The following is a 26,560-nucleotide window of genomic DNA, read 5'->3' as shown; positions in this document are numbered from 1 at the left end:
TACTACGGATTTCTTTGATTTAACTAACTGATTTACTCAACTAGCTCAGCAATCGGAATTACTTTCTTGCTTGCGTATTCAGACATTTGGTGAAAATTAAGGTACTTGTAGATGCTGTCAGCATTTTTGGTCAACTTATCGCCCACGGTATCCATATATTCTTTGGGCGTTGGCATGCGGCCTAATAGCGCACAAACCGCTGCTAACTCGGCTGAACCCAAATAAACTCGGGCATCTTTACCCATGCGGTTATCAAAGTTGCGGGTGCTGGTAGAGAACACGGTAGCTTTGTCTGCCACGCGCGCCTGGTTACCCATGCAGAGAGAGCAACCTGGTATTTCGGTTCTCGCACCTGCCACACCAAATACTGAGTAAACGCCTTCATCACGCAACTGGTTTTCATCCATGCGCGTTGGTGGCGCAATCCAGAGACGCGTTGGTATGCCACCTGCGCCTTCCAGCACCTTCGCTGCAGCCCGATAGTGGCCGATGTTGGTCATGCAGCTACCAATAAACACTTCATCAATCTTGTCGCCGACAACGGCTGAAAGTGGCTTGATGTCATCAGGGTCATTCGGGCAAGCCACCAGCGGCTCGGTGATTTCGTTGAGGTCAATTTCTACAATATGGGCGTATTCGGCATCTGCATCTGGCTGCAACAATTCCGGTTTGGCCAACCAAGCCTGCATGGCTTCAATACGGCGTTGCAGCGTGCGTGGGTCTTCATAGCCGTTATCAATCATGTTTTGCATGAGTACGATATTTGAGGTCAGGAATTCAATCACGGGCTCTTTATTCAAATGCACAGTACACCCATTCGCAGAGCGCTCGGCAGAGGCATCTGCAAATTCAAAAGCCTGTTCAACCTTGAGGTCTGGCAAGCCTTCAATTTCTAGAATACGGCCGTTGAACACGTTCTTTTTCCCCTGCTTACCCACGGTTAAATCGCCGCGTTGAATGGCTGCATAAGGAATTGCGTTCACCAGATCACGCAAGGTAATGCCAGGCTGCATTGTGCCTTTGAAGCGCACCAATACTGATTCAGGCATATCCAGCGGCATGGCGCCCATGGCTGCACCAAAAGCCACCAAGCCTGAGCCAGCGGGGAATGAAATACCGATGGGGAATCGGGTATGCGAATCACCACCTGTGCCGACGGTATCAGGCAAAATCAAGCGGTTGAGCCATGAATGGATAACGCCGTCACCTGGGCGCAAACTCACGCCACCACGGCTAGACATGAACTCAGGTAGTGAGTGCTGGAGCTTGATATCCACTGGTTTTGGGTAAGCGGCGGTATGGCAAAAACTTTGCATGACGAGATCGGCAGAGAAACCTAGACAGGCCAACTCTTTCAGTTCATCACGTGTCATCGCACCAGTCGTATCTTGCGAGCCCACAGTTGTAATCTTGGGTTCGCAGTAAGTGCCGGGGCGAACACCAGTACCTTCTGGTAAGCCGCAAGCACGGCCAACCATTTTTTGCGCCAGCGTATAGCCTTTGCCCGTATCTTTAGGGGCGATTGGTTTGATGAATAGCTCTGAAGGCGGCAAGCCCAACATCTGGCGTGCATTTCCAGTGAGGCCACGGCCAATAATCAGCGGGATACGACCACCAGCGCGCACTTCGTCAGGCATGGTGAGCGGAGCAAGCTCAAAAGTTGAAATCACTGCGCCTTGCGCATTCAGCACTTTGCCTTCATAAGGTTTAATAATGATTTCATCGCCTGTTTTCATCTGGCTCACGTCACACTGAATCGGCAGCGCGCCTGAATCTTCAGCGGTATTAAAGAAAATAGGCGCAATCTTGCCGCCCAGCACAATGCCACCCGTGCGCTTGTTAGGGATATTCGGGATATCGTCGCCCATGAACCATTGCACAGAGTTAATCGCTGATTTGCGTGAAGAGCCAGTACCGACCACATCGCCAACATAAGCCAGCGGCATGCCTTTTTTCTTGAGCGTTTCTATGGTTTGCAGGCCATCAGGCATCTTGTTTACCAACATAGCTTTGGCGTGCAGAGGGATATCAGGGCGCGACCAGGCTTCTTGCGCAGGCGACAAGTCATCGGTATTGGTTTCGCCATCGACCTTGAACACAATGGCGCGAATCTCGGTAGGCAATACAGGCTTGTTGGTGAACCACTCGGCATTTGCCCATGACTCCATCAACTTTTGGGCATGCGGATTACCTGCTTTCACTTTGTCAGCCACATCATGAAACGCATCAAACATGAGTATGGTTTTTGATAAGGCTTTTACAGCTTCTTCTGCCAGTGGAGTATCTAACAGGCTGACCAATGCAGGCACGTTGTAACCGCCTAGCATAGTGCCAAGTAGCTCAATAGCTTTGGTCGGCGTAATCAATGGTGAGCTTGCGATACCTTTAGCTACATCCGCCAGGAATGAGGCCTTGACATACGCAGCTTGGTCAACACCAGCTGGTGTGCGGTTCTCCAGCAGGTTAAGCAACATAGCCTCTTCACCTGCTGGTGGATTCTTGAGAAGCTCAACCAGCAAAGCAGCTTGCTCTGCGTTTAAAGGGAGTGGCGGCAAGCCAAGCGCAGCGCGCTCGGCTTCATGTTCACGATAGGCAATCAGCATAGAGATGTTAACCAATAATTTAAGTTAGAAAGTTAAGTGAAGATTATACAGCGCAGCACGCCACTATGTGGCGACGTCAGTACTTTTGCCTGCAATGAATGTGCCTAAATGAGCGGCAATTTAAAGAATCGGAATTAAGCTGTAAGCCTAATAGGTGGGTTTGGCGAAAGGCGAACTACAGCTCTTGCCATCAGCCGAAGACTCCAGATCATCCAGCACTGCTTTCTTATAGTCTTTGCCGTGCTTGGCTTCTATGTAGGCGCGCACCTCGTGCACGGATACCATGCCGTCATGGTCTGTATCCATCGCTAATATATTTTCTTCTACCGTGGCATAGGGCTTGGCCTCGGCCGCCAGCAGGCTGGTCGAAAATAATAATAAAGCACCAAAAAGAAGCTTGTTCATGAACTATTGACCATCTATGGTTAAAAATAGTGCGACGAATAACCCAACAATCCTTCTAATTTATCTCAAAAATTATACTAAGCTAAATAATTAAACGAGTTTAATAGTAGATTTTGATAATCCGCATTGATATTTGGCGTTGTAGGGTAAAATTAGCGTTGTTTAAATAGTACATATATTGATAAGGTTTTTGATGGAACTCACCCCGCTCAACGCACTCTCCCCGCTTGATGGCCGCTATCAAGCCAAACTTGATCCGCTACGCCCTTACTTCAGCGAATTCGCCCTTATCCGCCATCGTGCGCTGGTAGAAGTTGAATGGCTCAAAGCCCTTGCAGCCGCCCCTGAATTAAAAGAGATTGCACCGTTCAGCGCCAGCACTATACAAGAGCTGGATACCGCGATTAGCAGCTTTGGTGAAACTGAAGCCTCACAAGTAAAAGCTATTGAATCGCGTACCAATCATGACGTAAAAGCACTTGAATACTGGCTGAAAGAACGCTTTGACAGCAATGCTGAAGTGCGTGCTGCAAGTGAATTCATCCACTTTGCCTGTACCTCAGAAGACATCAACAATCTCTCACATGCGCTGATGTTAAAAGCTGCGCGTGAAAACGTGATTCTACCGACCTTGGATCAGCTTATCGCCCGCTTCACCGAACTGGCGAAAGAGCTGGCAGACGTGCCTATGCTTTCACGCACACACGGCCAAACCGCATCACCAACGACGGTAGGTAAAGAGATGGCCAACGTGGTGTATCGCTTACGCCGCCAGCGCAAACAACTGGCTGAGAACGAAATACTGGGCAAGATCAATGGCGCTGTTGGTAACTTCAACGCGCACCTTTCTGCTTACCCAGAGTTTGACTGGGAAACATTTGCGCAGAATTTTGTGACCAATCTTGGGCTCACCTACAACCCTTACACCATCCAGATCGAGCCACACGATTACATGGCCGAGCTTTACGATACCTTGGCTCGCATCAACACCATCCTGATTGATATTAACCGCGATATCTGGGGTTACATCTCGGTTGGCTACTTCAAGCAAAAGGTCAAAGCTGGCGAAATCGGTTCATCTACCATGCCGCATAAAGTAAACCCGATTGACTTTGAAAACTCCGAAGGTAATTTGGGTTTAGCCAATGCAGTATTGCGCCATCTAGCAGAGAAGCTGCCAATCTCACGCTGGCAACGTGATTTAACCGACTCTACCGTTCTGCGCAATATGGGTGTCGCGTTCGGCTATACCCTACTAGGTTACGATTCCTGCCTGAAAGGATTGGGCAAGCTGGAAGCCAACTTTGCAAAACTGGCTGATGATCTTGATGGCAACTGGGAAGTGCTGGCCGAGCCGATACAAACCGTGATGCGCCGCTACGGTATTGCCAACCCGTACGAACAGTTAAAAGATTTAACGCGCGGTAAAGGCGGAATCAATAAAGAATCCCTGCATACGTTCATTAGCACGCTCGCGATTCCAGATTCAGCCAAACAAGCGTTGCTGGAAATGACCCCCGCAAGCTACATCGGTAAAGCCGCTGAACTGGCAAAGGGTATTTAAAGATGTTGTTTTCCCGATTACTCTTGAGTAGCGCACTGCTCTTTTCTTTGACTCATGCCACCGAGTCTTTAGCAGCCGTATTGAATGAAACAAAAGCGATCGAGTTTCTTGGCAAGAAAATCACTCAATCAAAAGTATATGGTGAAGCCCCACAAACAGACTGTTTGCGCTTCTATACGGAGGGTAAAACCAGACAATATTTCGATATTCGCGTATATGAGAAACATGGTGAAGAGTGCGCCATGGAATCTGAAAAACCTGAAATTGAAGATCGATTCAGGGTATATCGCAAAAGCCATAAGGTGCTATGGCGCAAACCCGAAAGTGAAGACTTTTTATCGTTCAATCGATTCATTATCTTCAAAACAGCCAAGCATACAAAATGAGTGAGATTCTCGTCCTTTACTACTCTCAAGGCGGTGCTGTTCGCGAGATGGCACAACTGATTGCGCGTGGTGTTGAAAGCGTCAAAGGTATTAAAGCGCGCATTCGCACTGTGCCTAAAGTGTCTGCCAACTGCGAGGCGACTGAACCTGACATTCCCACATCAGGCGCGCCTTATGTTGAACTGAAAGACCTGCAAGAGTGCATAGGCTTGGCGCTTGGAAGCCCTACCCGTTTTGGCAATATGGCAGCACCGATGAAGTATTTCCTTGATAGCACAACAAGCTTATGGCTGAAGGGTGCGCTCATTGGCAAGCCAGCCTCTTTATTCACCTCCACGGGTTCATTACATGGCGGTAACGAAAGCACCCTGCTCACCATGATGTTGCCATTGCTTCATCACGGCATGCTGATTGTTGGCCTGCCTTATTCAGAACCTGAGTTATCCAGCACCACATCTGGTGGTACGCCTTATGGTGCAAGCCATGTTGGCGGTATCTCTGATGACAAACCCATTACCGACGATGAGCGCAAACTGTGTATTGCACTTGGTAAACGCCTCGCTGAATCTGCGCTAAAACTCGCTGCCTGAATCACTACCCATGAATTTAGCAAACGAAGCAAGACAGTTTCTCCGCAACACGCGCAGCGGTATGCTTTCTACCTTATCGACCAAATTCCCAGGTTATCCATTTGGCTCAGTTGCGCCTTTTGTGTTGGACCATAACGCGCAACCTATCATCCTGATCAGCACGCTTGCTGAGCATACCCACAACATTGCGGCGAACTCCAAAGTCTCTATGCTGGTATTTGCTGGCGCTGAAGATTTGCAGGCGAATTCGCGCCTGACTCTTATTGGTGAGGCCACGAAAATAGATAAAAACGATACGGATTTACGTGCCCGCTATTTGCGTTATTTACCACAAGCGGCTAGCTATTTTGATATGCATGACTTTTCGTTTTACCGCATACAGATTGCTCATGCACGCTACATTGCTGGGTTTGGTCGCATGGGCTGGGTTGATGGTGCCCAACTATCAGGCCAAGAACTTAATGCAGAGCCTAATCAATTGGAGTCACAGGAAACTGGCATTATTGAACACATGAATGCTGATCATCATGAAAACCTCATTACTTACTGTAAGCATTTTCATGGCGTTATAGCATCTGAAGTCACGATGCTAGGCATTGATTGTGATGGATTTGATGTAGATAGCAAAGATGAATCAGGCAAACAAAAAATCTTGCGCTTTCACTTTGAAACACCGATCAGCGACGCCAATAGTGCGCGTAAGGCGCTTGTCGCTATGGCACAAGCCAGCCGTAATTAATTGTTTACACTCAAGCAAAAATCATGATCAAAAACCTACGTCTGGGCGCTAGCGCAAGCCTGATAGCATTAATCTTTCTATGCGTTGCTTGGGAAGGCTGGCTAGCGCCTTTAAGGCCTACAGGCTCCAACCTGATATTAAAAGCTTTGCCATTGCTGATACCGCTATTCGGCATTCTGAAAGGCAAGCGTTATACCTACCAGTGGGCATCGATGTTCATCCTCTTTTATTTCACTGAAGGTGCCGTGCGTAGCTATGCAGACAAAGGACTATCTGCCCATCTGGCGATGCTTGAAGTCTTGCTGACAGTCATCTTTTTCACCTGCGCAATTTATTACGCCAAATTCACACGACCTAGTACCTAATTGAGCAAGGCCTGATGTTTGCTTACTTGATGTTAGCTTATCAGCGAAGTCATATTTCCCTTATAATTCAGTCATGAAAATTCTTTTATCCAACGACGACGGCTATTTTGCGCCAGGGCTCAACATACTGGCTGAGCACATAGGCAGAATCGCCGACATCGTTGTGGTAGCGCCAGAGCGCAACCGTAGCGGCGCAAGCAACTCACTCACATTAGATCGCCCACTCACTGTGCGCACCGCCAGCAATGGCTTTCATTACGTGAACGGCACACCGACTGACTGCGTGCACCTTGCAGTCACTGGCTTGCTGGATGGCCTGCCTGACATGGTGATTTCTGGCATTAATGACGGCGCTAACATGGGCGACGATACGATTTACTCTGGCACGGTAGCTGCGGCGATGGAAGGCTATTTGCTGGGCATTCCCTCTTTTGCCGTATCAATGGCGCAACACCAGCCAAAGTATTTTGAAACTGCGGCAAAAGTCGTAGTAAACCTGATCAAGCATTACCAGAGCAATGCATTTCCGCCGCCAGTTTTGTTGAACATCAATGTGCCCGATGTGCCATTTGAGTTAATTACAGGCCAAGTAGTGACTCGTCTGGGCAAGCGCCACAAAGCTGAGCCGGTGATCAAATCAAAAACACCACGTGGTGAAACTGTGTTTTGGGTAGGCGCTGCGGGTAATGCGCAAGATGCTGGAGAAGGTACCGATTTCTATGCCGTAGCAAAAAATCAGGTATCAATTACCCCACTACAAGCAGACCTGACACAATATAATCTGATCGATAATATCGGTAGCTGGCTACCAAAATAACGGCTTCAAAAGTCGGTAAAATAAAGAAAAAACTCACTCTATGAGCGCTGTAATTCGGGGAATTGGCATGACATCACAACGTACGCGCGAGCGTATGTTGGCACGCCTGCGTGAGCAAGGCATTAAAGATGAGGTGACGCTGAGCGCGATGGGTAGCATTGCACGACATATTTTTGTAGATGAAGCACTGTCTTCGCGCGCATATGAAGATGTGTCATTACCAATTGGATTTGGCCAGACCATTTCACAACCATATATCGTCGCGCGGATGACTGAGATTCTGCGCGCCAATGGGGTGCTAGATAAAGTACTTGAGATTGGCACAGGCTGCGGCTACCAGACAGCAATATTGTCAAAAGTCGCCAAAGAAGTGTATTCAGTAGAACGTATTAGCCCGCTGATCATGAAAGCGCGCGGCCACTTGCGCGAGTTGCGTATGCGCAACATTAAACTGAAACATGCCGATGGCACGCTTGGGTTGCCAGAGTTGGCACCGTTTGATGGCATCATCGTCACCGCTGCGGCCAGCCATATTCCGCAAGATCTATTGGCTCAATTAGCCGTGGGTGGCCGTATGGTAATCCCTGTAGGCACTGAGGAACAGATATTGTATTTGATTGAACGCACTGAAACCGAGTATCGCCAAACCAAGCTGGAAGCGGTGAAATTTGTACCGTTGTTAGGTGGAACGAACTGATGCAAGAGACGCCTGTGCTATTGAACCGCCTGCATTTCCCTGTTTTATTTAGTTTGATTCTTTGTATTCTGGTATCTGCCTGTACAGCCACCAGACCAGCCCCCGTCATTGAGCGCGCGCCTGTTAACAAATCTGCTAAACCTACAGATAAAGACTGGCGCCCTGACAGTTACACAGTCAAAAAAGGCGATACGCTCTACAGCATAGGCTTGGAGTACGGCTATGATTACAAAGACATCGCAGAGGCTAATCACCTACAATCACCCTATACCATCTATATTGGCCAGCAACTGAGCTTTAAACAGATCAAGGGTGCGCCAACCACAACTGTGAAAAATGTCAGCCCGACTAACGATGGTGGCGTCATTGTAAAACCACTCAACACAGAAGCTAACCCTACGCCGACAAAACCCACAGCTACTGCAGCTACGCCAGTATTAACAGGTGAGTCGTTGGTACTCAGAGAACCCAAAGCCATCAAAGAGCCCTACAGTACACAAGCCTTAGCTATGCCACCTGCCGCACCAACTGCTGTCAGATCTGCTGCTAGTGTTCCACCAGTACCACCTACAGCCGTTGCGCCAGTCGTTGCGACAGCCAAACCTGCAGACACACCTGCCGCCACTGGTGATGACGAAGATTTAGACTGGGCATGGCCTGCAAGTGGCAAACTGATCTCTGGTTTTAATGATGCCGAAAGCGCAAAAGGCATTGATATTGCAGGCACACAGGGTCAAGCCGTATTAGCGGCAGCCGCAGGCAAGGTGATTTATAGCGGTTCTGATCTGCGTGGCTATGGAAAACTGGTCATCATCAAGCACAACAAGACCTATCTTTCAGTCTATGCCCACAACAGTGCTATCGTGATCAAAGAAGGCCAGCAGGTCGCAAAAGGGCAAAAGATTGCAGAAATGGGCAATTCAGATGCTGACCAAGTTAAACTGCACTTTGAGATTCGTCGTCAGGGTAAATCTGTTGACCCTGCCAAGTATTTAAGCGGCAACCCTTAACACTAAAGGATAGCGCGATGTTTAAAGATGACAGACCCGACTCACTGAAAAAAATCATTATCTCGGTTGTTCAATTCGGCCTGATGCTGATTGGCCTGATTGGAATTGCCATAGAGTTTTTTAGAGATAACGGCTTGCTCCAACAACTCATCTCTAAAATGGCCAACTCGCCTATAGGCTTATTCTCCTTTCCATTGTTATTCGTTGTCTTATTTCTAATTAATAAATGGATGAGTGGGAAAACCGATGGCAAAGCCAGTGAGCGCGGCAACTTGCCGATGTACCTGATGATGGGGATAGGCGCTTACTTTGTATTTAATATTGTCACGACTGGTTCGTTTTAATTCTCCCCCAGATTTAATCAAAACAAAGGCCGCTAAAAGCGGCCTTTGTTTTGATCTGCATATCTATAAAATCTAGATCTTTCCGTCTAAACCCATCTGGAAGTATTTATGGGTAATTTTATCCTGGTTCTCAAGCAACCAATCAATACTTGGTTCGTTATTCATCGCCTTCTTGATGGCTTTGGCAGTGGCTTCGCGGTGTATATCAAATAGCTTTTGGTGATCCAGGTTCTCTATATCAACCACGGTTGGTGCTAACCAAACCGAGACGATAATGCCAATGTCGTTCACTTTCTCTTTTGGGATATCCCCACAGCGCACAGCATCCAAAACACCATTGGCAATCGCCGCCTGCACGGTGCCCATCAAGATATTGGTATATTTTGGGTCTTTGACAGTGACTTTACTTACCATAATAGTTGCTGGCCGTACCATGACATCGGTATTGAGAATAGCCAGCACGCGCGTGTGCCCCTTTACCTGGTCGCCAAGCAAAGTGGCGAACGCAACACCCATAGGTCCATCCATTTCGCCAATCGCTATTTCAGGCTCTGCTGCCGTTCCTGGCGGGCCTCCCGCAACAAGCGCTTCTGCTACCCGCATGACAATTTTATCGCTCATTTTTGACTCCAATTATTGATAGTGAATAATACATTCTAACGACTCTGGAAATAAAAAAGCCGAATATTGAATTCGGCTTTTTTATTGATTTGAATAAGCTTACTTAATAATTACTTGGTGACTTTGGCATCTTCTTCTGCGTAATACTGGCGCACTTGGGTCATGTCATATTCACGCGTCCATTCAATCAGTTTATCTAGCGCTGGCGCGCCCAGTTCGCCGATTTGTGCATGAATCGCAGCCTGTTCGCGAATCACCAGAATGCCTGGGATTTTTTCCACTTCAAAATACTCACCGATTTCAGGGTCAATCTCTGTATTCACCATGCCAAATACCATGTCTGGATTTTTATCAGCGGCAGCAGTAAATACATCGGTAAAAGTCACACATGGCTGGCACCAAGGTGCCCAGAAATCAACAATCACAGTCGCATTATTGAGAATAGTTTCTTTAAAGTTGGCTTTGGTGAGTTCTAATACGGCCATGATGGTGTAATCCTGTTTGTCTTAAGAAGTTATCTGGAGCAAAGCGTTATCGAAAAAAGTCGCTTATATTATCAGATAGCAGGGTTTGTGACATATCTGCTATCTTATCAAGCAAGCTTTAAGCGATAGGTTGTTCCCAAGCGCCCGCAAAAAATACTTCACCAAGCGGTTTACGCTTGCGCGCTGCAGTTTCGCGTTCAAGTACTTCACCAGTCAGCGTTGAAACATCCGCTGGATAGCCCACAGAAACCATGGCCATAAGTTGGAATTGTTCAGGAATTGCAAATGCAGCACGTACCTTATCAGCTTCAAAGCCACCCATCTGATGCGCCATTAAACCTAAGGCAGTAGCTTGCAGGCAGATATTCTCAGTCGCCGCGCCTGTGTCATAAGCACCCCAACGGTTCTCTTTGCCGTTGTGGCCAAACAAGGTATTGGCTACTGCAAGAATCAAGATTGGTGAATCTTTAACCCAGCCTTGATTGAATGGCACCAGTGTATCAAACGCCTTTTGCCAAGCAGCGGCATCAGTATTTTTATTCCAGACAATAAAACGCCATGGCTCATCACCAAAGCATGAAGGCGCCCAGCGAGCAGCTTCAACCATTGCAATCACCTGCTCTTGGGTGACAACCTTGCTGGCATCATAAGCTCGACCGCTCCAGCGGTTAGCAATGGTTTCTTCAATAGCAACTTGGGTGATGGCTGGTTTTTTCATTGTTTTCTTTCTTGTATGGAATGAGCTAGTAAATTGAAAGCTTATAAAGTCGGATAGTCTATATAGCCTTCTTCGCCGCCGCCATAGAATTTTGCCTGATCAGGCGCGTTTAATGGTGCATCTTTTGCAAAGCGCTCAACCAGATCAGGGTTGGCAATAAATGGTACGCCATAAGCGACCACATCCACATTACCGGAAGCCACTGCTGCATTGCCGCGCGCCTTATCGTAACTTAGGTTGGCGATATAGCCACCTTTAAAATGCTTGCGTAATTCAACAAAATCAAACGGTGGTAATTCACCGCCGCCCATGCCACCTTCGACCGCATGCAGATAAGCCAAACCAAACACGCTTAACTCGTCAGCCACTTTGTTGAATAGCTTTTGTGGGTCTGAATCACTAATATCGTTAAATGGATTCAACGGAGAAACGCGCACGCCAACGCGCCCTGCGCCAGCGACTTTTACTACGGCACTCACGACTTCAAGCAATAGCTTGATGCGATTCTCTATGCTGCCACCGTAGCTATCCGTACGCTTATTGGTGCTGTCGCGCAGAAACTGGTCTAGCAGGTAGCCATTGGCGGCGTGCACTTCAACGCCATCAAAACCAGCAGCCAAGGCATTTTCGGTGGCCTTGGCATAATCAGCAACTATGCCTGGTAATTCAGAAATATCGAGTGCGCGTGGTGTGACAAAATCTACCAAGCCTTTATAGGTAAATGCCTTGCCTGCAGGCTTTAGTGCTGATGGCGCAACGGGTAAAGCTTCATTCGGAAGTAGCGAAGGATGTGAAATGCGGCCCACGTGCCAAAGTTGCAACACGATCTTGCCACCTTTGGCATGCACGGCATCAACCACTTTTTTCCAGCCTGCCACTTGCGCATCAGTATGAATACCTGGGGTAGCCGGATAACCATGCCCCATGTCTGAAATAGGTGTCGCCTCAGTAATGATTAGCCCAGCACTTGCACGCTGTGCGTAGTAGGTCACGTTGATGTCTTGCGGCACATTGCCAACACCAGCGCGGTTACGCGTTAATGGTGCCATGGCAATGCGGTTTTTCAGGTCAAGTGCACCTAGTTTTACTGGGGTAAACAAATCGACAGCCATACTTCACTCCTTAAAGATTTTTAATTGTAATTAGCCGTGCAGCTTTTTGGTGATTGTTGCAACACGTTCGCCCAAGCTTTCTGCAGTAAGCAGATCACTTTGCAAAGGGGCAACATCTGGGCCTTGGTCAGCATTGGCTTGTGCCAGCGCGCCAAGAAAACCACCAAGACGGTTCAAATCATTGACTGATCCAGTGCTGCTATTGTTCCCTGGTAGCAGATGTTGGCCAACCCAAATCATGCCATGTTGCGCGGCAAACACTGCAAGCTGGATGAGCGTATTCAGCTTGTCGCCGCTCTGGCTGGCTGATGTAGTAAAGCCTGCAGCCACTTTATCTTGCCAGCCACGTCCGTACCAAATGGTAGAACTAGCATCCATAAATGCCTTGAACTGTGCTGAGGCCGAACCCATGTAGGTTGGGCTACCGAAAATAATCGCATCGGCGGCTTCCAGTTTTTCCCATTGTTGCTGGGCTTCTTCAGAGGTTAGCAGGGTTACTTCAGTATCCGCCACTTTAGCTGCACCGCGTGCCACTGCTTGCGCCTGTGCGGCGGTATGTCCGTATCCACTATGATATACAACAGCTACTTTAGTCATGTTAACTCCTTAATGTATTGGTTTTAGGTTCGCCTGATTGATTAGGCGGTAAATCGAACAACAGTAATTCGGCACTTTCATTTGCTAACAACTCAAGATTTTGCGCGCTATCAATAGCCACAGCATCACCCGCCACTAAAGCAGCGCCGTTGAGCGTGACACTGCCACGTGCAACCTGAATATAAGCACTGCGGTTCTCTTTCAGCGCATAGTTGAGCGGTGCATCTTTATCCAACTGGGTCGCGTATAAAAACACATCCTGATGAATCTTTAATGAACCTTCGCTGCTATCAGGCGAAGCAATCAAGCGCCACTGGTTGTGCTTGCTCGCTGCATCAAAATGCTTTTCTTCATAGCCCGGCACAATACTATTGCGCTCTGGCAATAGCCAGATTTGCAGCAGGTGTGCTGGCTCAGTGGTTGAAGCATTAAATTCGCTATGAACGATACCTGTACCAGCCGTCATGCGCTGCACGTCGCCAGCGCGAATCACAGATCCATTACCCAGGCTATCCTTATGCTGCAATTCACCCTGCAACATATAAGTGACGATTTCCATGTCACGATGCGGATGCATGCCAAAACCCATGGCAGGCGCAATCACATCTTCGTTAATCACGCGCAGCACGGAATACTGCATATGCGCAGGGTCATAGTATTGCGCAAACGAAAATGAATGATAGCTATCTAACCATCCATGATTGGCATGCCCACGTTCTTGCGATTTCCTGATTTTCATTTTATCCTCACATTCAATTAAATTGAATTACACTAAGCATACTATGCTTGCTTCAACTGAATAAAAACCGAATAATTTTGCATTGATCATTCAAATTATATGAACATAAAACTATCAATAGAAGCACTTGAGGTATTGGATGCCATTGATCGCAAAGGCAGCTTTGCTGCCGCGGCAGAATCGCTGTTTCGTGTCCCTTCTGCCATCACCTATACCATCCGCCAGCTGGAAGAAGATTTGGGCGTTGTACTGTTTGACCGCAGTGGTCACCGCGCCAAGCTGACGGATGCAGGCACGGAGCTATTACGTGAAGGCCGTTTCTTATTACGCGCCGCAGACGAATTGCAGGCGCGCGTCAAACGCGTAGCGACAGGCATCGAAACTGACATCAGTATTGCCGTGACTGATTTGTTCAGGGTAGAAGCGCTTTACCCAACCCTGGAAAAATTCTACGAGCAAGGCTTCGGCACCCGCGTGAAAGTGATACGAGAAGTATTTGGTGGCGCCTGGGATGCCCTCACTACAGGGCGTGCGGATATTGCCATTGGCGCGCCGGATGACGGCCCTTCTGGCGGCGGCTACTCCACCCACCTGATTGGCAGCCTGGAATTCAGCTTTGCTGTGGCCAAGCATCATCCACTTGCAAATCTGCCTGAACCGCTGACCAATCAACAAATTATTCAATATCGCTCAGTGTCTGCCGCCGATAGTTCGCGCAACCTGCCTCCGCGTTCTGCTGGCATATTGAACGGGCAAGATGTACTCACGCTGATGGACATGCAAAGTAAAGTAATGGCGCAAATCTACGGCCTGGGTGTTGGTTATCTGCCAAAACCTCTGGCAGACAAGCATGTTGCGACTGGTGAGCTAGTGATCAAAAAAGTGGCTGAAACAAAATCATCAGGCAACTTTTACCTGGCATGGCCTACATGTAATGGCAAGGCGCTGACTTGGCTAATCAAAGAGTTTTCTAAACTTACTCTGGAAGAGCTAATCATTTAGCACTAGATGAACTGCTAATCTAATGCCAGAATTCACACTCTACCGCCAGCATAGCAATAATTTTTAAACTTCATCAGGCAGAACAATATGCAGAATAAAACTGATATCCCACGCGAGCTTTACTTCATTAATCGTTACGCCGTGAAAGCCATGGTCTGGCTGAATGGGTTTGCACACATCCTGATTGGCCTGGCGTTAGCGATTGCCGTACTCATGTTTACCTGGCTGTTTTTTGTCGATGTGCGCGAGGCTGCCAGTGCGCATAACCTGGTACATGGCTTTTTAAATGCGCTAGGTACATTGATGCTGCTATGGTCGATCTCTGCCCTAATCACTGCCGAAATCCGCTATCTGCGTGGCAGCAATCTTGAGGTTGAGGCTTTTATTGAAGTGGCCATGATTGTGATTCTGCGCAAACTGATTGTGATGCCAGTAGAAGATGGCGTGCTCATCCCTAGCGATGTAGCATTCTGGGTAGGCGCTGGGCTCATGCTAGGCATCATGTATTTCATCGTGCGCTGGTCGAACAATCTTAAATCCAAGGCTGACGATAAGGATAATGAACAGTTGGTTAGCGAGGATACTCAATTACATGCCTAATACTAAATACAGCGCCATCACCGATAAAATCGTTAACGCCACTAGCCAGATTATCCTCGGCAAAGAGCACCAGATCAGGCTCTCGTTAGCCTGCATTCTGGCTAAAGGCCATCTGCTGATTGAAGATTTGCCTGGCATGGGCAAAACCACGCTTTCTCACGCGTTGGCACAAGTGCTCGGCCTGGAATTCCGTCGCGTGCAATTCACCAGCGATCTTTTGCCTGCCGATGTGCTGGGTGTTTCAGTGTATGACCGCAATGTCGCCAGCTTCAAGTTTCATCCAGGCCCTGTATTTACCAATGTCTTACTGGCAGATGAAATCAACCGCGCCACGCCCAAAACCCAAAGCTCATTGCTGGAAGTCATGGAAGAAGGCCAGGTCACGCTGGAAGGTGAAACGCGCAAACTGCCACAACCCTTTTTCGTGATTGCCACGCAAAATCCTACCCATCACATCGGCACGTTCCCGTTGCCTGAATCACAGCTAGACCGCTTTCTCATGCGCATTGAATTGGGCTATCCAGATGTACGTTCAGAGCGCGCTTTACTGCAAAACAACGGCGGCCGCAGCAATGTAGACAAGTTAGAAGCTTGCACTGATGGGGCGGGCTTACAAAGTTTGCAGCAAACCGTCAGCGAAATACATCTCTCCGATGCTTTGCTGGATTACATTCAAGCCATCCTGCATTTCACCCGCACATCTGGCCGCTATAGCGCAGGCCTTTCACCACGCGCAGGCTTGGCGCTCAAGCAATGCGCCCAAGCCTGGGCATTGATGCAAGGCCGGGATTTTGCGCTACCTGAAGATATACAGGCCGTATTGCCAGGTATTGCTGGGCATCGATTGCAGGCAGCGGCAGGGATTGATAAAAATAGCATTGAGGCTAATAGCGACATAGGCGCTTACCTGTTAAATGCTGTCAGTATCCCTTGATTATTTTCAGCCATATTGATGTGTTACCACGCATTTAATTTTCCCATATGAGTAGCGCCAAAGGCTGGAAAAAATGGCTGCGAGTCGCCCGTGGCAACCCAGCGCCAGCGACTTTAAGTTCTCGTTATATTTATATCTTGCCTACGCGTTACGGCGTTTTGTTCGCCTGCATCTTGCTGGGCTTGCTGATAGGCTCTATCAACTATGCATTGAGCCTAGGGTTTGTCGTCACTTTCTTACTGGCTGGCATGGCGGTGATCAGCATGCTGCATACCTGGCGCAACTTGGCATACCTGGTGATAGATAGTCGAAAACCTGCGCCTGTGTTTGCAACTGAAGATGCGGTATTTGAAGTGATTGCGAAAGATAGTCGGCAACGCGCACGCTTCAGCATTGCAGCGCATTTTGATGACACCATCCCCACTTATGCAGATATCGTCACGGCTGGTGAAAGCCCAATACGACTACTTTTACCGACTGAAAAACGTGGCTGGCTAAAAGCCGAGCGTGTCACATTATTTACAGAATTCCCACTAGGCCTGTTTTACGCATGGTCTTATGTGGCGCTGGATGCACGCTGCATGGTGTACCCAAAACCAGCGACACATCACCTGCCCCTGCCCGCATCGCCTGACCAGGGCGCAGCGGGCGTGTTGAATTCCAGCAGCGGTGATGATGATTTTGCTGGGCATCGCGCATACCAGCTGGGCGACTCTCCCAAACGCGTGGACTGGAAAGCCTCATCACGCGAACAAGGTTTGCTCACCAAGCAGTTTCAGGGCGAGGCGCAGTCCACTTTATGGCTGGATTGGGTTGCCACACCAGGTGCGGATAATGAGCAGCGCATCAGCCAACTCACGCGCTGGGTGCTTGATGCTCATGGCTTGAAACACACTTATAGCCTCCGTATTCCAGGCATAGAAATCAGCCCGAATAATGGTGAACCGCATTACCACCGCTGCCTGGAAGCACTCGCACTGATGGACGCTACATAAATGGCGCAGATCAAGTCCACACACAACCCTGGCAATCACGACCTGTATTGGTTGATCGCTTCATTTGCCTCGGTGCTTGCATTGCACGTAGCGTATCTGCATAACTGGGTATCGCTCGTTATGGCAGGGTTTGCTGGCTGGCGCCTGATGGTGGCAAGAAATGGCTGGGTGATGCCTCGCCTTGCGATCCTGATTCCAATCACGCTTGCTGCAGCCATTGGAATTGCCGTCAGCTACCACGGCCTGTTTGGGCGAGATGCCAGCGTTGCATTATTTGCCATCATGCTGTCACTCAAGTTGATGGAAACGCATACACAGCGTGATTACATCATCGTGATTTTCCTGGGTTATTTTCTGGCTGCGAATGCCTTTCTGTTCAACCAATCCATCGCCATGGGCATATTCATGGCTGTGCCAATTACATTACTCACCGCCACCTTGGTCGGTGTTAACCACCCCAATGGCGCACTAGATTGGCGATTCAAGGCCAAAACTGCGAGCATGTTATTAACGCAAGCGCTGCCATTGATGTTGATATTCTTTGTACTGTTCCCCCGCCTGCCACAGCCTTTGTGGGGCGTACCGCAAGATGCATACAGCGGCATGACTGGCCTCTCTGACAACATGGCGCTAGGTAATATCAGCAAGTTGAGTTTGTCAGGAGCGACCGCTTTTCGTGTTGAGTTTCAAGGCAAGCCACCGGCCAAGAACCAGCTCTACTGGCGTGGCCCTGTCCTTACCACCTACGATGGCCGTACTTGGCGGATTAACTCATATAGCATCAATGGTATTGGCATCAACAATATCCAGAAAGACCAGTTACCAGAAGGCTTGGTTACAACCGGCACCGTAAGCAAATACACCGTTACGCTCGAGCCGCACAATAAACAGTGGCTATTGATGCTGGATATGCCAACGGCTATTCCGCCAGAAGCCATGATCACCGCTGAGCTACAAGTGATCTCCAAAGAACCGGTGCGCACCCGCATGCGTTATGAGGCAAGCTCTAGCTTCAATTACACTTTGCAAGCAGCTGGGCTGAGTGAGCGTGAACAAAGAATCGACCTGCAGCTACCAAAAAACAGAAACCCCAAAACGCTAGCACTTGCCGAAAGCTGGAAAAACCAATCGCCAGAAAATATCGTCAACACAGCGCTCAAGATGTACCGTGAAGAGCCTTTTGTCTATACGCTGAGTCCGCCGCCACTTGGCGAAAATGCGATGGATGATTTTCTCTTTACCACACGTCGCGGCTTTTGCGAACACTATTCAAGCAGCTTTGTTTACCTGATGCGTGCCGCAGGTGTGCCAGCACGGGTAGTCACTGGTTACCTGGGTGGCGAAATCAACCCGAATGATAATTACATGATCGTCCGTCAATCTGATGCACACGCCTGGGCTGAAGTCTGGCTACAAAATCGTGGTTGGGTGAGAATTGACCCAACAGGGGCCGTATCGCCCGACCGCATAGAATTGGGCGTGGCTGAATCAGTCAATGACAGTGAAGCATTGCCCCTGTTATCTCGGCGAGATTACCCGCTCTTACGCAAACTTTACCTGCAATGGGATGCCGTCAATAATGGCTGGAACCAATGGGTTCTGGGTTATAACCAGGATAGGCAATTGCAATTACTGCGCTACCTGACTGGCAATAATTTCTCCTGGCAAGATTTGGTGATTGCGCTGTTTGCGCTAGTGACGGCTTCGCTACTTGCACTAAGCTATTTTCTTTTGCGGAGTCAAAAAATCAGGCGAGATGCCATCCAGAAGATTTATGACCAGTTTCTAAACAAACTCAGCAAAGCTGGTTTAACACGCTATAAACAAGAAGGACCTGTAGATTTCTCAAGCCGTGCTGTACGCCGCTTGCCTGCCCAGGCTAAGCTGATTGTGCAAATAACAGATGCCTATACACAATTGCGTTATGCCAGCAAAATAAGCCCTGCCGCCATCAAGGCATTTAAAGAACTGGTAAATAGCTTGTGAGTGAAATCCTTTCAGATATAGCAAAACTAGATCAGCAATTCATGAAAGCTGCGCTTGAGCTGGCACAACTTGCCGCTGAAGCTGGAGAAGTGCCAGTAGGCGCGATTGTGGTTAAAGATGGCGAAATCATCGGCCGCGGTAGCAATGCCCCCATCGCTAACCATGATCCCAGTGCACATGCCGAGATTATTGCCATGCGCGATGCCGCAAACAAACTCGGTAACTATCGCTTGGTAGGCTGTACTTTATACGTCACACTTGAACCATGCGCCATGTGCACTGGCGCTATTCAGCACGCGCGGATTGCACGCTTGGTATATGGCGCATCTGACCCAAAAACGGGTGCTTGCGGCAGTGTGATTGACTTGATGAACGAGCCTAGACTTAACCATCACACCGAAGTTGCCGGTGGCATACTGGCATCAGAATGCGGCGCTATATTGAGCCAGTTCTTTGCTAGCCGAAGAAAGAAACAATCCCAGTAATTGTCAGCTAAATAAAAAACCCGCCGAAGCGGGTTTCTTATTTAGCGGGAATCAATTCCGCTTAATCACGATCACCAAAAACAGCCATCAGGATTTGCAATAAATTAACAAACAGATTGTAGATATCCAGATAGATATTCAATGTTGCCATGATGTAGTTGGTCTCGCCACCGTTCACAATGCGGCTTACGTCATACAAAATGAAACCTGAGAACAACAGAACACCTACACCAGACAAAGCTAATTGAAAAGCTGGAATCTGGAAGAACATATTAGCCAGTGAAGCAACGATCAGCATGATGATGCCAACCATCAAGAACTTGCCCATAAAGCTAAAGTCTTTTTTGGTTGTGGTAGCAATACCAGCCAAGGTTAAAAAGATAATCCCTGTACCGCCAGCGGCCATACCGATTAATTGAGCGCCGTTACGTAGATGCAAGGCTACTTGCAGGATTGGGCCTAACATCACACCCATGAATAAAGTGAAGGCCAAAAGTAGTACTACACCAACGCTGCTGTTGCTATTAGCTTTAATACCCATGATCAAGCCGAAGCTGATCACCAACATGCCGACCACTGCCATAATTGGATGCTGCGCAAAAAGACTCAAATCCAAGCTAACGCCAATAAATGCACCAATGACGGTTGGAATCATCGTCATACCAAGCAAGGCGTAGGTATTGCGCAACACCTTGTTTGCACTGTCTGAAAGTACTTCTGTATTACGACCTAATACCTGATAGTTATTGTCCATTGTGTTTCCTCTTCAATAAAAATGCGTATGTCTTAACCAGCACAATATACATTGTAAGACTGCTGTAAGCTAAGTAAAGTTTCAAGTTGTAAATATTGGCTGTTGTATTGAAATCTTCACATAGATGGCGTTATTTAGGAAAATTTCAAGCTTTAAACAAATCCGCTTCTGACAAACCCACCTGCCCCACTTCATGCACCGCTTGAGTGAATTCAGCACTTTCGCGTAGCGCTACCATGTCAGGCACCACAGCATGATCCAGATCGCGGCGACCATGCATGCGCGCCAATCTTGCCAAGCTTTGGCCTGAAATATCCCATTTCAAATTTTGCAGAAGTTCATCTGCAAGATCCGGGCGATTGCATAACAACACCATATCGCAACCCGCATTCAGCGCCGCCAAAGCACGTTCGGTGACATTACCTGCCACCACTGCGCCTTCCATCGAAAGGTCATCGCTGAAAATCACGCCATTGAATTCAAGGCGCTGGCGCAGCACTTTCTGCAACCAGCGCTCTGAGAAGCCCGCGGGCTTGCTATCCACTTTTGGGTAGATTACATGAGCAGGCATGATGGCTGGCAAGCCGTCGTCTATCATCTGACGGAAAGACTGCAAATCGGCTTGGGCGATCTCATCAAAGCTACGCTCATCAATAGGAATCGCCACGTGCGAATCAGCCACCACAAAGCCGTGCCCAGGAAAATGTTTGCCAACTGCCGCCATGCCCCCGCGCTTCAGGCCTTGCATCAACGCAAACGCTAGCTCGCTGATAGCTTGCGGATTCTTATGGAAGGCGCGATTACCAATCACCTGGCTTTCGCCGTAATCCATATCGAGCACGGGCGTAAAACTGAAATCAACACCGTGCGCGCGCAGTTCAGCGGCGAGTATCCAGCCTGCCTCTTCAGCCAGCTGCTTGGCGCGTTTAGGCGATTTATCCCAAATCTTGCCGAATTCGCGCATCGGCGGAATACGTGTGAAGCCCTCTTTAAAACGCTGCACACGACCACCTTCGTGATCTACCGCAATCAACAAGGGTGGCTGGCGAACCACATGGATACTGGCTGTCAGCGCCTTCAATTGTGCGGGGGATGTATAATTGCGCGCAAACAAAATCACGCCGCCCACTAATGGATGTTGCAAACGGCGAATATCATCAGCACTGAGTTCAGTGCCGACTACGTCCAACATGACAGGACCAAGTGACATAGTTAACTTTTCAGGTTAAAAGGATTGAAATTAGTATCGGTGTCGTAATAGTCCTCGTTCTCGGCTTTTTTGAGGAACGCGACAATTTTGTAAGTCACTGGCGTCAACACAACTTCCACAGCCACTTTAGCGACAAACTGTGCCACGACTACCAACCATAATTTGTCGTTGGGGATGATACCAGTGTTATAAAAAGCCAGTGGATAAAACAAAATGGAATCAACTGCCTCACCGAAAATGGTGGAGCCTATGGTGCGCGTCCATAGCCAGCGGCCATTGGTCCAGATTTTCATTTTGGCCAGCACAAACGAATTGACGAATTCACCTGCGGCAAAGGCCACCAAGCTGGCTAACGAAATGCGCCATGCAGAGCCAAAGGCAATCTCGTAAGCATCCTGGTTCTGCCAGAATGGCGCGGGCGGTAATGCCACAATCATCCACGCCATGACGGAGGCAAACGCCAAGCCCGCAAAGCCCGCCCAAATCACGCGCCGCGATTTTGCATAACCATAGACTTCAGTAAGAATGTCGCCAAAAATGAATGAGATAGGGAAAAACAGAACGCCCGCGCCAAAGGTGAGCGTGCCGACAATCGGCAATGAAATTTGCGATATCTTGGCTGGCCCAATCAGGTTGGAACACACCAATACGGTGACAAATGCCACCATCACTAAATCGTAATACCGATAACTGCGCGCTTGTTGCATGAGTTCAGGGCTTTATATAGGGTTAATCAATAGTTGCAATATATAAGGGTGTTCTAATTAAGCCTGAATTCTAAGCTAGGCGAGGCGCGAACACAAAATTTTGACGCGGCATATATTTGATATGTAAGGAGAAATTTTGTGTGAGTAACGAAGCATAGCGACGAAGTCAGGGTTAAGTAGAGCGCCCTTAGCTTGTGACACGCTTTATATCTAATCTATCCCGCAACTGGTCGCCAAGTACGTTAATTGCCAACACCAGCGACATCAGGCTAAAGCCTACCGCCAACACATAATGCGGCGCTACCAACATAAAACGGACGCCATCACGCAGCATAGCCCCCCAAGAAGCATGTGGTGCCTGTATGCCTAGGCCAAGGAACGACAAGCTAGCTTCTGCGATAATCAAGCTGGCAATGCTATAGGTCGCTTCCACAAGAAGTGGTGCGGCAAGTAACGGCAGCATGTGCTTGAACATAATCCGTGGCGTTGAAGCACCTAAAGAAATTGCCGCCTGTACGTGTTGCCGATTACGTAATGCCAAACCTTGCGCACGGGTTAATCTGGCATAGCCTACCCAGCCCGTCATACTCAGCGCCAGTATCAAATTATTGAGCCCCGGGCCCAACACTGCGGCAAACGCAATCGCCAGCAATATGCCAGGGAATGCGAGAAATACATCCGTAATATGCATTAAAAGGCGATCTATCCAGCCGCCATAAAACCCCGCAATCAAACCGAGTAAAGTACCGAATGAAAAGGTGACCGCAGTTACAAAAAATGCGACTAAAAGTGAGACTTGTGCGCCCGTAAGCAATCTGGCGAACACATCACGCCCCAAATCGTCATAGCCCAGCCAAGCATGCTGACTGGTGCTGCCGAGTATGTGTGTAAGCTCAATATGGTCTGGCTGCAGCGGTAATAGCTTGGCGATCAAAACAAGAAATAACCAACACAATAGAACAGCCAACGGCCAATATTGTGTTACCCGAGCGCTCATGATGCAAATCGCAATCTAGGGTCTAGCTTTGCATACAACAAGTCTGTCGCCAGATTAATCAGCACATAACTCAGGGCAATCACCAACACACAGGCTTGGGTAACGGGGTAATCGCGTTTTTCAATCGATTCCACCAACAAGCGGCCTATGCCATCCCAACCAAATACTGTTTCGGTAATCACGGCACCTGCCAGCAAGCTGCCAAGCTGTAAGCCAAGCACTGTGATAATCGGCAATAATGCGGCACGCAGCGCATGGTGCACAATCACCGCTTGTTCACTCAAGCCTTTGGCGCGCGCCGTACGCACAAAATCTTCATTCAGCACTTCAAGCAAGCTTGCGCGCGTCATGCGAGTGAGGATCGCAGCAAGCCCAAAACCCAAAGTCATGGCAGGCAATACAATTGAGCTCGCATGCTCCATACCGCTCACTGGTAGCCAACCTAGCCACAATGCAAACACCAGCATGAGTAATGGCCCCAGCCAAAAATGTGGCATGGCAGAGAGCGATAAGCTCAATACGCTGGCGCTGTGGTCCAACCATTTACCAGCCTTAAGCGCTGCGAAGATGCCAAGCGGCAGGCCAATCGCCATGGCAATCAATAACGCCACTATCGCCAGCTCTGCTGTACGGGGAATACGCTCAACCAACATGCTTGAAATTGAAGCTTGTGTATGGATAGAGCGCCCAAAATCGCCCTGTGCCAGATGACCGATATAGCTGATGAATTGCACAGGCAGGGATTTATCCAAGCCTAGCTCAGCACGCAATTGCGCACGATCAGTTGATGCCGCAGAGTCACCCAGCATGACATCTACTGGGTCGCCGGGCACCAGATGCACGAGCAAGAAAGTGAGTAGCAATATGCCGAAAACTACGGGAATAAGTGCTAAAAGACGTTTGGCCAGCAACAATCAGTCTTCCGTAATATTGACGGATGTGCCAACAGGCACCAGATCAAACAAGGCGATGACATCTTGGTTACGCATACGGATGCAACCATGCGAGCCAGGCTTGCCCATCTCCACACTATCCGGCGAACCGTGGATATATACATAGCGCTGCATGGTATCCACGTTGCCCAGCCGATTCTTACCAACTTCAGTGCCTGATAGCCACAGAATTCGCGTCAAAATCCAGTCACGCGTTGGGTTAGCAAACATAAACTCAGGCGTGAAGATTTCGCCCGTTGGCCTGCGGCCTTTAAATACCGTATTGGGCACAGCACCAGCACCTATTTTGGCGCGGATAATATGCTTGCCTCGTGGTGTTTGGTAGCTGTTTTTTTGCTCGCCAGCGCCATTGACGGCGGTTGAAACTGCAAACGTCGCTACTACCTCATCTTGAAGGTTTAGTAGGGTAAGTGTTTGAAGTTTTATAGATATCTGAATGCGCATATTGATGAAATTGTTAGGGTTCAACCGCAGAGAATCAAGTTGCAGAAGATATTAACAGACGATCATGAATTCAAGTATCGATATACCAAGCAGAGCGTTAAAGTAAATTAGCCAAGCCTGTTGTGATGCCAGTAGTTGCTTGTTAGCATGCAAGTATGACAAACATCAATCCAGCATCCGCTTCAACACCATTACAAAAAATTTTAAATCGCATGGATAGTAGCCATGGGTTCCCCGCGCTTTCTGCTACCGTCGCTGAGATCAATCGTATTGTAGAAAATGACCTTGGCCACAATCAGACCTTGACCAACGCCATTTTGCATGACGTTTCGCTCACACATAAAGTGCTGCAACTCGTTAATACCGTCAATTTCAGCCAATATGGTGGCCGCATCAATACGATATCAAAAGCAGTCATTATTCTTGGGCAGGAAACTGTCAGGAATCTCTCTATGAGTTTGATTCTGCTTGAATTCATGCAAAACAAATCACAAGCACAAGAAATGAAAAACGACATTGTGATGGCGTTTTTCGCAGGGGTAGTAGCGAAATCGCTATGCCGTGAGAACAAGCTCACAGACCCTGAAGAAGGCATGATTTGCGGCATGTTCCAGAACTTGGGTCGTTTATTGGCGGTGTTCTTTTTTTACGAAGAAAGCCAGAAGATTCATGCTCTGATTGCGGACGACATTCAAGAGCAAAAAGCTGTTGTGCAAACTCTAGGGGTCAGTTATCAGGATATAGGCAATGCAGTAGCGAAAAAATGGTGCTTTCCAGAACGTCTAATTCAAGGCATGAAAAAGCAGACCTCTCAAAAAATCAAAGCGACGCAATCTGAGCTTGAACGATTAAGCGCGATATCTTCACTTGCTAACGAACTATGCATGATGGCACTCAAGACTTTGGAAACCGAGAGAGTTTCAGCATTAAACGCTTTAGCTGATCGGTACAAAGACGCCACTGCATTAAACAGTGATGCGCTCGGCCAAGCGCTTAAAGAAGGTCTGGAGGAAATGCAGCAATGCGCTTCTATTTTAAATATCTCAGTAGCTAAAAGCCCTGTGCTGCAAACCATCAGCGCATGGACAGGTGCCACTCAAGCGCCGATAGCTATTAAAGAAGAAGACAATCTCATGAATGCAATTCAGCAATTAGAAGCTGAATTGGTTGAGGACAAGCAAGCAAGGACGCCTGAAAGCATATTGAACGAGGGAATTCAGGACATTACCAATACACTAATCCATGACTTTACCCTTAACGATTTACTGCAAATGGTGGTTGAAACCATCTATCGCGGTATGGCATTTAACCGCACCATCATTTTCATCCGCGACCCCAAGAAAAACAGCATGTCGGCGAAATTTGGATTTGGTAAGGAAATTAGCGACTTGTTGGGCGATTTAAGTTTTCCACTAGACAGTACTCCTGATGTATTTCATGTGGCGGTTGATAAAGGAGTGGATATCGTGATTGAAGATGTCTCCGCTGAGAATATTGCTGCAAAAATCCCCGTATGGTTTCATCAAAAAGTGAAAGCAAAAAGCTTTCTCTTGCTGCCGATTACGGTCAAAAACAAAGTGATTGGTTTGATTTATGCCGATTCAAATATCACCAATGGCTTAAAGATAAAGCCCCAGCAACTTACTTTGTTGCGCACCCTGCGTAACCAAGCTACGTTAGGTTTCAAGCAGAAAATATAAG

30 protein-coding genes are annotated in these 26,560 nt (G+C 48.2%); 16 read left to right on the top strand and 14 right to left on the bottom strand.

Annotated features, from left to right (window positions below):
• Nucleotides 1-32: 32 nt before the first annotated feature.
• Both acnB and ZMTM_RS04745 read right to left on the bottom strand, forming a co-directional pair.
• The gene (acnB, locus tag ZMTM_RS04750; RefSeq protein WP_221765166.1) at nt 33-2,603 is read right to left on the bottom strand and encodes a bifunctional aconitate hydratase 2/2-methylisocitrate dehydratase; all 2,571 of its coding nucleotides are present in this window, start codon (nt 2,601-2,603) and stop codon (nt 33-35) included.
• Between the two features lie 147 nt (nt 2,604-2,750).
• The gene (locus ZMTM_RS04745) at nt 2,751-3,008 is read right to left on the bottom strand and encodes a hypothetical protein (RefSeq protein WP_221765165.1); all 258 of its coding nucleotides are present in this window, start codon (nt 3,006-3,008) and stop codon (nt 2,751-2,753) included.
• A gap of 193 nt (nt 3,009-3,201) precedes the next feature.
• On the opposite strand from ZMTM_RS04745, the gene purB reads away from it, so the two are divergent.
• The 9 genes from purB (at nt 3,202) to ZMTM_RS04700 (ending at nt 9,520) form a co-directional block, all read left to right on the top strand.
• Complete coding sequence (purB, locus tag ZMTM_RS04740) at nt 3,202-4,572, top strand: adenylosuccinate lyase (RefSeq protein WP_221765164.1); 1,371 nt, start codon at nt 3,202-3,204, stop codon at nt 4,570-4,572.
• Between the two features lie 80 nt (nt 4,573-4,652).
• Complete coding sequence (locus ZMTM_RS04735; RefSeq protein WP_221765163.1) at nt 4,653-4,958, top strand: hypothetical protein; 306 nt, start codon at nt 4,653-4,655, stop codon at nt 4,956-4,958.
• The gene (gene wrbA / locus ZMTM_RS04730) at nt 4,955-5,548 is read left to right on the top strand and encodes an NAD(P)H:quinone oxidoreductase (RefSeq protein ID WP_221765162.1); all 594 of its coding nucleotides are present in this window, start codon (nt 4,955-4,957) and stop codon (nt 5,546-5,548) included. The genes ZMTM_RS04735 and wrbA overlap by 4 nt, the downstream gene beginning before the upstream one ends.
• Before the next feature lie 10 nt (nt 5,549-5,558).
• Nucleotides 5,559-6,287 carry a HugZ family pyridoxamine 5'-phosphate oxidase gene (locus ZMTM_RS04725; RefSeq protein ID WP_221765161.1) on the top strand — a complete coding sequence of 243 codons (729 nt, stop codon included), beginning with the start codon at nt 5,559-5,561 and terminating at the stop codon, nt 6,285-6,287.
• Nucleotides 6,288-6,310: 23 nt separating this feature from the next.
• Nucleotides 6,311-6,652, top strand: a complete 342-nt coding sequence (locus tag ZMTM_RS04720) for a DUF2069 domain-containing protein (RefSeq protein ID WP_221765160.1) — start codon at nt 6,311-6,313, stop codon at nt 6,650-6,652.
• Between the two features lie 73 nt (nt 6,653-6,725).
• Nucleotides 6,726-7,469: a 5'/3'-nucleotidase SurE gene (surE, locus tag ZMTM_RS04715; protein WP_221765159.1), complete on the top strand. Its 744-nt coding sequence runs from the start codon at nt 6,726-6,728 to the stop codon at nt 7,467-7,469.
• 40 nt (nt 7,470-7,509) lie between these two features.
• Nucleotides 7,510-8,166: a protein-L-isoaspartate(D-aspartate) O-methyltransferase gene (locus ZMTM_RS04710; RefSeq protein WP_221765158.1), complete on the top strand. Its 657-nt coding sequence runs from the start codon at nt 7,510-7,512 to the stop codon at nt 8,164-8,166.
• The gene (locus tag ZMTM_RS04705) at nt 8,166-9,176 is read left to right on the top strand and encodes a peptidoglycan DD-metalloendopeptidase family protein (RefSeq protein WP_221765157.1); all 1,011 of its coding nucleotides are present in this window, start codon (nt 8,166-8,168) and stop codon (nt 9,174-9,176) included. The genes ZMTM_RS04710 and ZMTM_RS04705 overlap by 1 nt, the downstream gene beginning before the upstream one ends.
• Nucleotides 9,177-9,193: 17 nt before the next feature.
• Nucleotides 9,194-9,520: a hypothetical protein gene (locus tag ZMTM_RS04700; RefSeq protein WP_221765156.1), complete on the top strand. Its 327-nt coding sequence runs from the start codon at nt 9,194-9,196 to the stop codon at nt 9,518-9,520.
• A 72-nt stretch (nt 9,521-9,592) separates the two neighbouring features.
• Here ZMTM_RS04700 and fae read toward each other — a convergent pair whose 3' ends face one another.
• The 6 genes from fae to ZMTM_RS04670 all read right to left on the bottom strand — a co-directional run bounded on the left by fae (nt 9,593) and on the right by ZMTM_RS04670 (nt 13,792).
• Nucleotides 9,593-10,141 (bottom strand): formaldehyde-activating enzyme, encoded by a 549-nt coding sequence (fae, locus tag ZMTM_RS04695; protein WP_221765155.1) that lies wholly within the window; start codon nt 10,139-10,141, stop codon nt 9,593-9,595.
• Nucleotides 10,142-10,251: 110 nt separating this feature from the next.
• Nucleotides 10,252-10,626, bottom strand: coding sequence for a thioredoxin family protein (locus tag ZMTM_RS04690; protein ID WP_221765154.1), 375 nt, complete (start codon nt 10,624-10,626; stop codon nt 10,252-10,254).
• Between the two features lie 118 nt (nt 10,627-10,744).
• Nucleotides 10,745-11,344, bottom strand: coding sequence for a nitroreductase family protein (locus tag ZMTM_RS04685; RefSeq protein ID WP_221765153.1), 600 nt, complete (start codon nt 11,342-11,344; stop codon nt 10,745-10,747).
• Between the two features lie 41 nt (nt 11,345-11,385).
• Nucleotides 11,386-12,456: an alkene reductase gene (locus ZMTM_RS04680; protein WP_221765152.1), complete on the bottom strand. Its 1,071-nt coding sequence runs from the start codon at nt 12,454-12,456 to the stop codon at nt 11,386-11,388.
• A 30-nt stretch (nt 12,457-12,486) separates the two neighbouring features.
• A complete protein-coding gene (locus tag ZMTM_RS04675; RefSeq protein WP_221765151.1) occupies nt 12,487-13,053 on the bottom strand; it encodes a flavodoxin family protein in 567 nt (188 codons plus the stop codon).
• A 1-nt stretch (nt 13,054) separates the two neighbouring features.
• On the bottom strand, nt 13,055-13,792 hold the full coding sequence (locus ZMTM_RS04670) for a pirin family protein (protein ID WP_221765150.1): 738 nt from the start codon (nt 13,790-13,792) through the stop codon (nt 13,055-13,057).
• Between the two features lie 99 nt (nt 13,793-13,891).
• Between ZMTM_RS04670 and ZMTM_RS04665 the strand changes: the two genes are divergently transcribed.
• From ZMTM_RS04665 to tadA, 6 genes are all read left to right on the top strand, one after another.
• The gene (locus tag ZMTM_RS04665) at nt 13,892-14,794 is read left to right on the top strand and encodes a LysR family transcriptional regulator (RefSeq protein WP_221765149.1); all 903 of its coding nucleotides are present in this window, start codon (nt 13,892-13,894) and stop codon (nt 14,792-14,794) included.
• An 87-nt stretch (nt 14,795-14,881) separates the two neighbouring features.
• On the top strand, nt 14,882-15,394 hold the full coding sequence (locus ZMTM_RS04660) for a phosphate-starvation-inducible PsiE family protein (RefSeq protein WP_221765148.1): 513 nt from the start codon (nt 14,882-14,884) through the stop codon (nt 15,392-15,394).
• Nucleotides 15,387-16,328 (top strand): AAA family ATPase, encoded by a 942-nt coding sequence (locus ZMTM_RS04655; protein WP_221765147.1) that lies wholly within the window; start codon nt 15,387-15,389, stop codon nt 16,326-16,328. Before ZMTM_RS04660 ends, ZMTM_RS04655 begins: the two co-directional genes overlap by 8 nt.
• A 47-nt stretch (nt 16,329-16,375) precedes the next feature.
• Nucleotides 16,376-17,323 carry a DUF58 domain-containing protein gene (locus ZMTM_RS04650; protein ID WP_221765146.1) on the top strand — a complete coding sequence of 316 codons (948 nt, stop codon included), beginning with the start codon at nt 16,376-16,378 and terminating at the stop codon, nt 17,321-17,323.
• Nucleotides 17,324-19,309, top strand: a complete 1,986-nt coding sequence (locus ZMTM_RS04645) for a transglutaminase TgpA family protein (protein ID WP_221765145.1) — start codon at nt 17,324-17,326, stop codon at nt 19,307-19,309.
• Complete coding sequence (gene tadA / locus ZMTM_RS04640) at nt 19,306-19,794, top strand: tRNA adenosine(34) deaminase TadA (RefSeq protein ID WP_225907100.1); 489 nt, start codon at nt 19,306-19,308, stop codon at nt 19,792-19,794. The genes ZMTM_RS04645 and tadA overlap by 4 nt, the downstream gene beginning before the upstream one ends.
• A gap of 61 nt (nt 19,795-19,855) precedes the next feature.
• On the opposite strand, the gene ZMTM_RS04635 is transcribed toward tadA, so the two are convergent.
• The 6 genes from ZMTM_RS04635 to ZMTM_RS04610 all read right to left on the bottom strand — a co-directional run bounded on the left by ZMTM_RS04635 (nt 19,856) and on the right by ZMTM_RS04610 (nt 24,859).
• On the bottom strand, nt 19,856-20,548 hold the full coding sequence (locus ZMTM_RS04635) for a Bax inhibitor-1/YccA family protein (protein WP_221765144.1): 693 nt from the start codon (nt 20,546-20,548) through the stop codon (nt 19,856-19,858).
• Between the two features lie 145 nt (nt 20,549-20,693).
• The gene (nagZ, locus tag ZMTM_RS04630; RefSeq protein WP_221765143.1) at nt 20,694-21,758 is read right to left on the bottom strand and encodes a beta-N-acetylhexosaminidase; all 1,065 of its coding nucleotides are present in this window, start codon (nt 21,756-21,758) and stop codon (nt 20,694-20,696) included.
• Between the two features lie 2 nt (nt 21,759-21,760).
• On the bottom strand, nt 21,761-22,465 hold the full coding sequence (locus ZMTM_RS04625) for a queuosine precursor transporter (RefSeq protein WP_221765142.1): 705 nt from the start codon (nt 22,463-22,465) through the stop codon (nt 21,761-21,763).
• A gap of 187 nt (nt 22,466-22,652) precedes the next feature.
• Nucleotides 22,653-23,462, bottom strand: a complete 810-nt coding sequence (locus tag ZMTM_RS04620) for an ABC transporter permease (protein ID WP_221765141.1) — start codon at nt 23,460-23,462, stop codon at nt 22,653-22,655.
• Nucleotides 23,459-24,370, bottom strand: a complete 912-nt coding sequence (gene nikB, locus ZMTM_RS04615; protein ID WP_404804703.1) for a nickel ABC transporter permease — start codon at nt 24,368-24,370, stop codon at nt 23,459-23,461. The genes ZMTM_RS04620 and nikB overlap by 4 nt, the downstream gene beginning before the upstream one ends.
• 6 nt (nt 24,371-24,376) lie before the next feature.
• Nucleotides 24,377-24,859 (bottom strand): L,D-transpeptidase, encoded by a 483-nt coding sequence (locus tag ZMTM_RS04610; protein ID WP_221765139.1) that lies wholly within the window; start codon nt 24,857-24,859, stop codon nt 24,377-24,379.
• Between the two features lie 155 nt (nt 24,860-25,014).
• Here ZMTM_RS04610 and ZMTM_RS04605 point away from each other — a divergent pair, with 155 nt between their 5' ends.
• On the top strand, nt 25,015-26,559 hold the full coding sequence (locus tag ZMTM_RS04605; RefSeq protein ID WP_221765138.1) for an HDOD domain-containing protein: 1,545 nt from the start codon (nt 25,015-25,017) through the stop codon (nt 26,557-26,559).
• Nucleotide 26,560: the final 1 nt, after the last annotated feature.

It is taken from the genome of Methyloradius palustris (genome assembly GCF_019703875.1).
Classification (GTDB): domain Bacteria; phylum Pseudomonadota; class Gammaproteobacteria; order Burkholderiales; family Methylophilaceae; genus Methyloradius; species Methyloradius palustris.
The sequence above is the reverse complement of the archived record's forward strand: the minus strand, read 5'-3'. Positions and strand labels throughout refer to the sequence as shown.

Bases quoted from the DNA above. Each gene is read 5' to 3' on its own strand.
- acnB (WP_221765166.1), bottom strand. From the start codon at position 2,603: ATGCTGATTGCCTATCGTGAACATGAAGCCGAGCGCGCTGCGCTTGGC.
- ZMTM_RS04745 (WP_221765165.1), bottom strand. From the start codon at position 3,008: ATGAACAAGCTTCTTTTTGGTGCTTTATTATTATTTTCGACCAGCCTG.
- purB (WP_221765164.1), top strand. From the start codon at position 3,202: ATGGAACTCACCCCGCTCAACGCACTCTCCCCGCTTGATGGCCGCTAT.
- wrbA (WP_221765162.1), top strand. From the start codon at position 4,955: ATGAGTGAGATTCTCGTCCTTTACTACTCTCAAGGCGGTGCTGTTCGC.
- ZMTM_RS04725 (WP_221765161.1), top strand. From the start codon at position 5,559: ATGAATTTAGCAAACGAAGCAAGACAGTTTCTCCGCAACACGCGCAGC.
- ZMTM_RS04720 (WP_221765160.1), top strand. From the start codon at position 6,311: ATGATCAAAAACCTACGTCTGGGCGCTAGCGCAAGCCTGATAGCATTA.
- surE (WP_221765159.1), top strand. From the start codon at position 6,726: ATGAAAATTCTTTTATCCAACGACGACGGCTATTTTGCGCCAGGGCTC.
- ZMTM_RS04710 (WP_221765158.1), top strand. From the start codon at position 7,510: ATGAGCGCTGTAATTCGGGGAATTGGCATGACATCACAACGTACGCGC.
- ZMTM_RS04705 (WP_221765157.1), top strand. From the start codon at position 8,166: ATGCAAGAGACGCCTGTGCTATTGAACCGCCTGCATTTCCCTGTTTTA.
- ZMTM_RS04700 (WP_221765156.1), top strand. From the start codon at position 9,194: ATGTTTAAAGATGACAGACCCGACTCACTGAAAAAAATCATTATCTCG.
- fae (WP_221765155.1), bottom strand. From the start codon at position 10,141: ATGAGCGATAAAATTGTCATGCGGGTAGCAGAAGCGCTTGTTGCGGGA.
- ZMTM_RS04690 (WP_221765154.1), bottom strand. From the start codon at position 10,626: ATGGCCGTATTAGAACTCACCAAAGCCAACTTTAAAGAAACTATTCTC.
- ZMTM_RS04685 (WP_221765153.1), bottom strand. From the start codon at position 11,344: ATGAAAAAACCAGCCATCACCCAAGTTGCTATTGAAGAAACCATTGCT.
- ZMTM_RS04680 (WP_221765152.1), bottom strand. From the start codon at position 12,456: ATGGCTGTCGATTTGTTTACCCCAGTAAAACTAGGTGCACTTGACCTG.
- ZMTM_RS04675 (WP_221765151.1), bottom strand. From the start codon at position 13,053: ATGACTAAAGTAGCTGTTGTATATCATAGTGGATACGGACATACCGCC.
- ZMTM_RS04670 (WP_221765150.1), bottom strand. From the start codon at position 13,792: ATGAAAATCAGGAAATCGCAAGAACGTGGGCATGCCAATCATGGATGG.
- ZMTM_RS04665 (WP_221765149.1), top strand. From the start codon at position 13,892: ATGAACATAAAACTATCAATAGAAGCACTTGAGGTATTGGATGCCATT.
- ZMTM_RS04660 (WP_221765148.1), top strand. From the start codon at position 14,882: ATGCAGAATAAAACTGATATCCCACGCGAGCTTTACTTCATTAATCGT.
- ZMTM_RS04655 (WP_221765147.1), top strand. From the start codon at position 15,387: ATGCCTAATACTAAATACAGCGCCATCACCGATAAAATCGTTAACGCC.
- ZMTM_RS04650 (WP_221765146.1), top strand. From the start codon at position 16,376: ATGAGTAGCGCCAAAGGCTGGAAAAAATGGCTGCGAGTCGCCCGTGGC.
- ZMTM_RS04645 (WP_221765145.1), top strand. From the start codon at position 17,324: ATGGCGCAGATCAAGTCCACACACAACCCTGGCAATCACGACCTGTAT.
- ZMTM_RS04635 (WP_221765144.1), bottom strand. From the start codon at position 20,548: ATGGACAATAACTATCAGGTATTAGGTCGTAATACAGAAGTACTTTCA.
- nagZ (WP_221765143.1), bottom strand. From the start codon at position 21,758: ATGTCACTTGGTCCTGTCATGTTGGACGTAGTCGGCACTGAACTCAGT.
- ZMTM_RS04625 (WP_221765142.1), bottom strand. From the start codon at position 22,465: ATGCAACAAGCGCGCAGTTATCGGTATTACGATTTAGTGATGGTGGCA.
- ZMTM_RS04620 (WP_221765141.1), bottom strand. From the start codon at position 23,462: ATGAGCGCTCGGGTAACACAATATTGGCCGTTGGCTGTTCTATTGTGT.
- ZMTM_RS04610 (WP_221765139.1), bottom strand. From the start codon at position 24,859: ATGCGCATTCAGATATCTATAAAACTTCAAACACTTACCCTACTAAAC.
- ZMTM_RS04605 (WP_221765138.1), top strand. From the start codon at position 25,015: ATGACAAACATCAATCCAGCATCCGCTTCAACACCATTACAAAAAATT.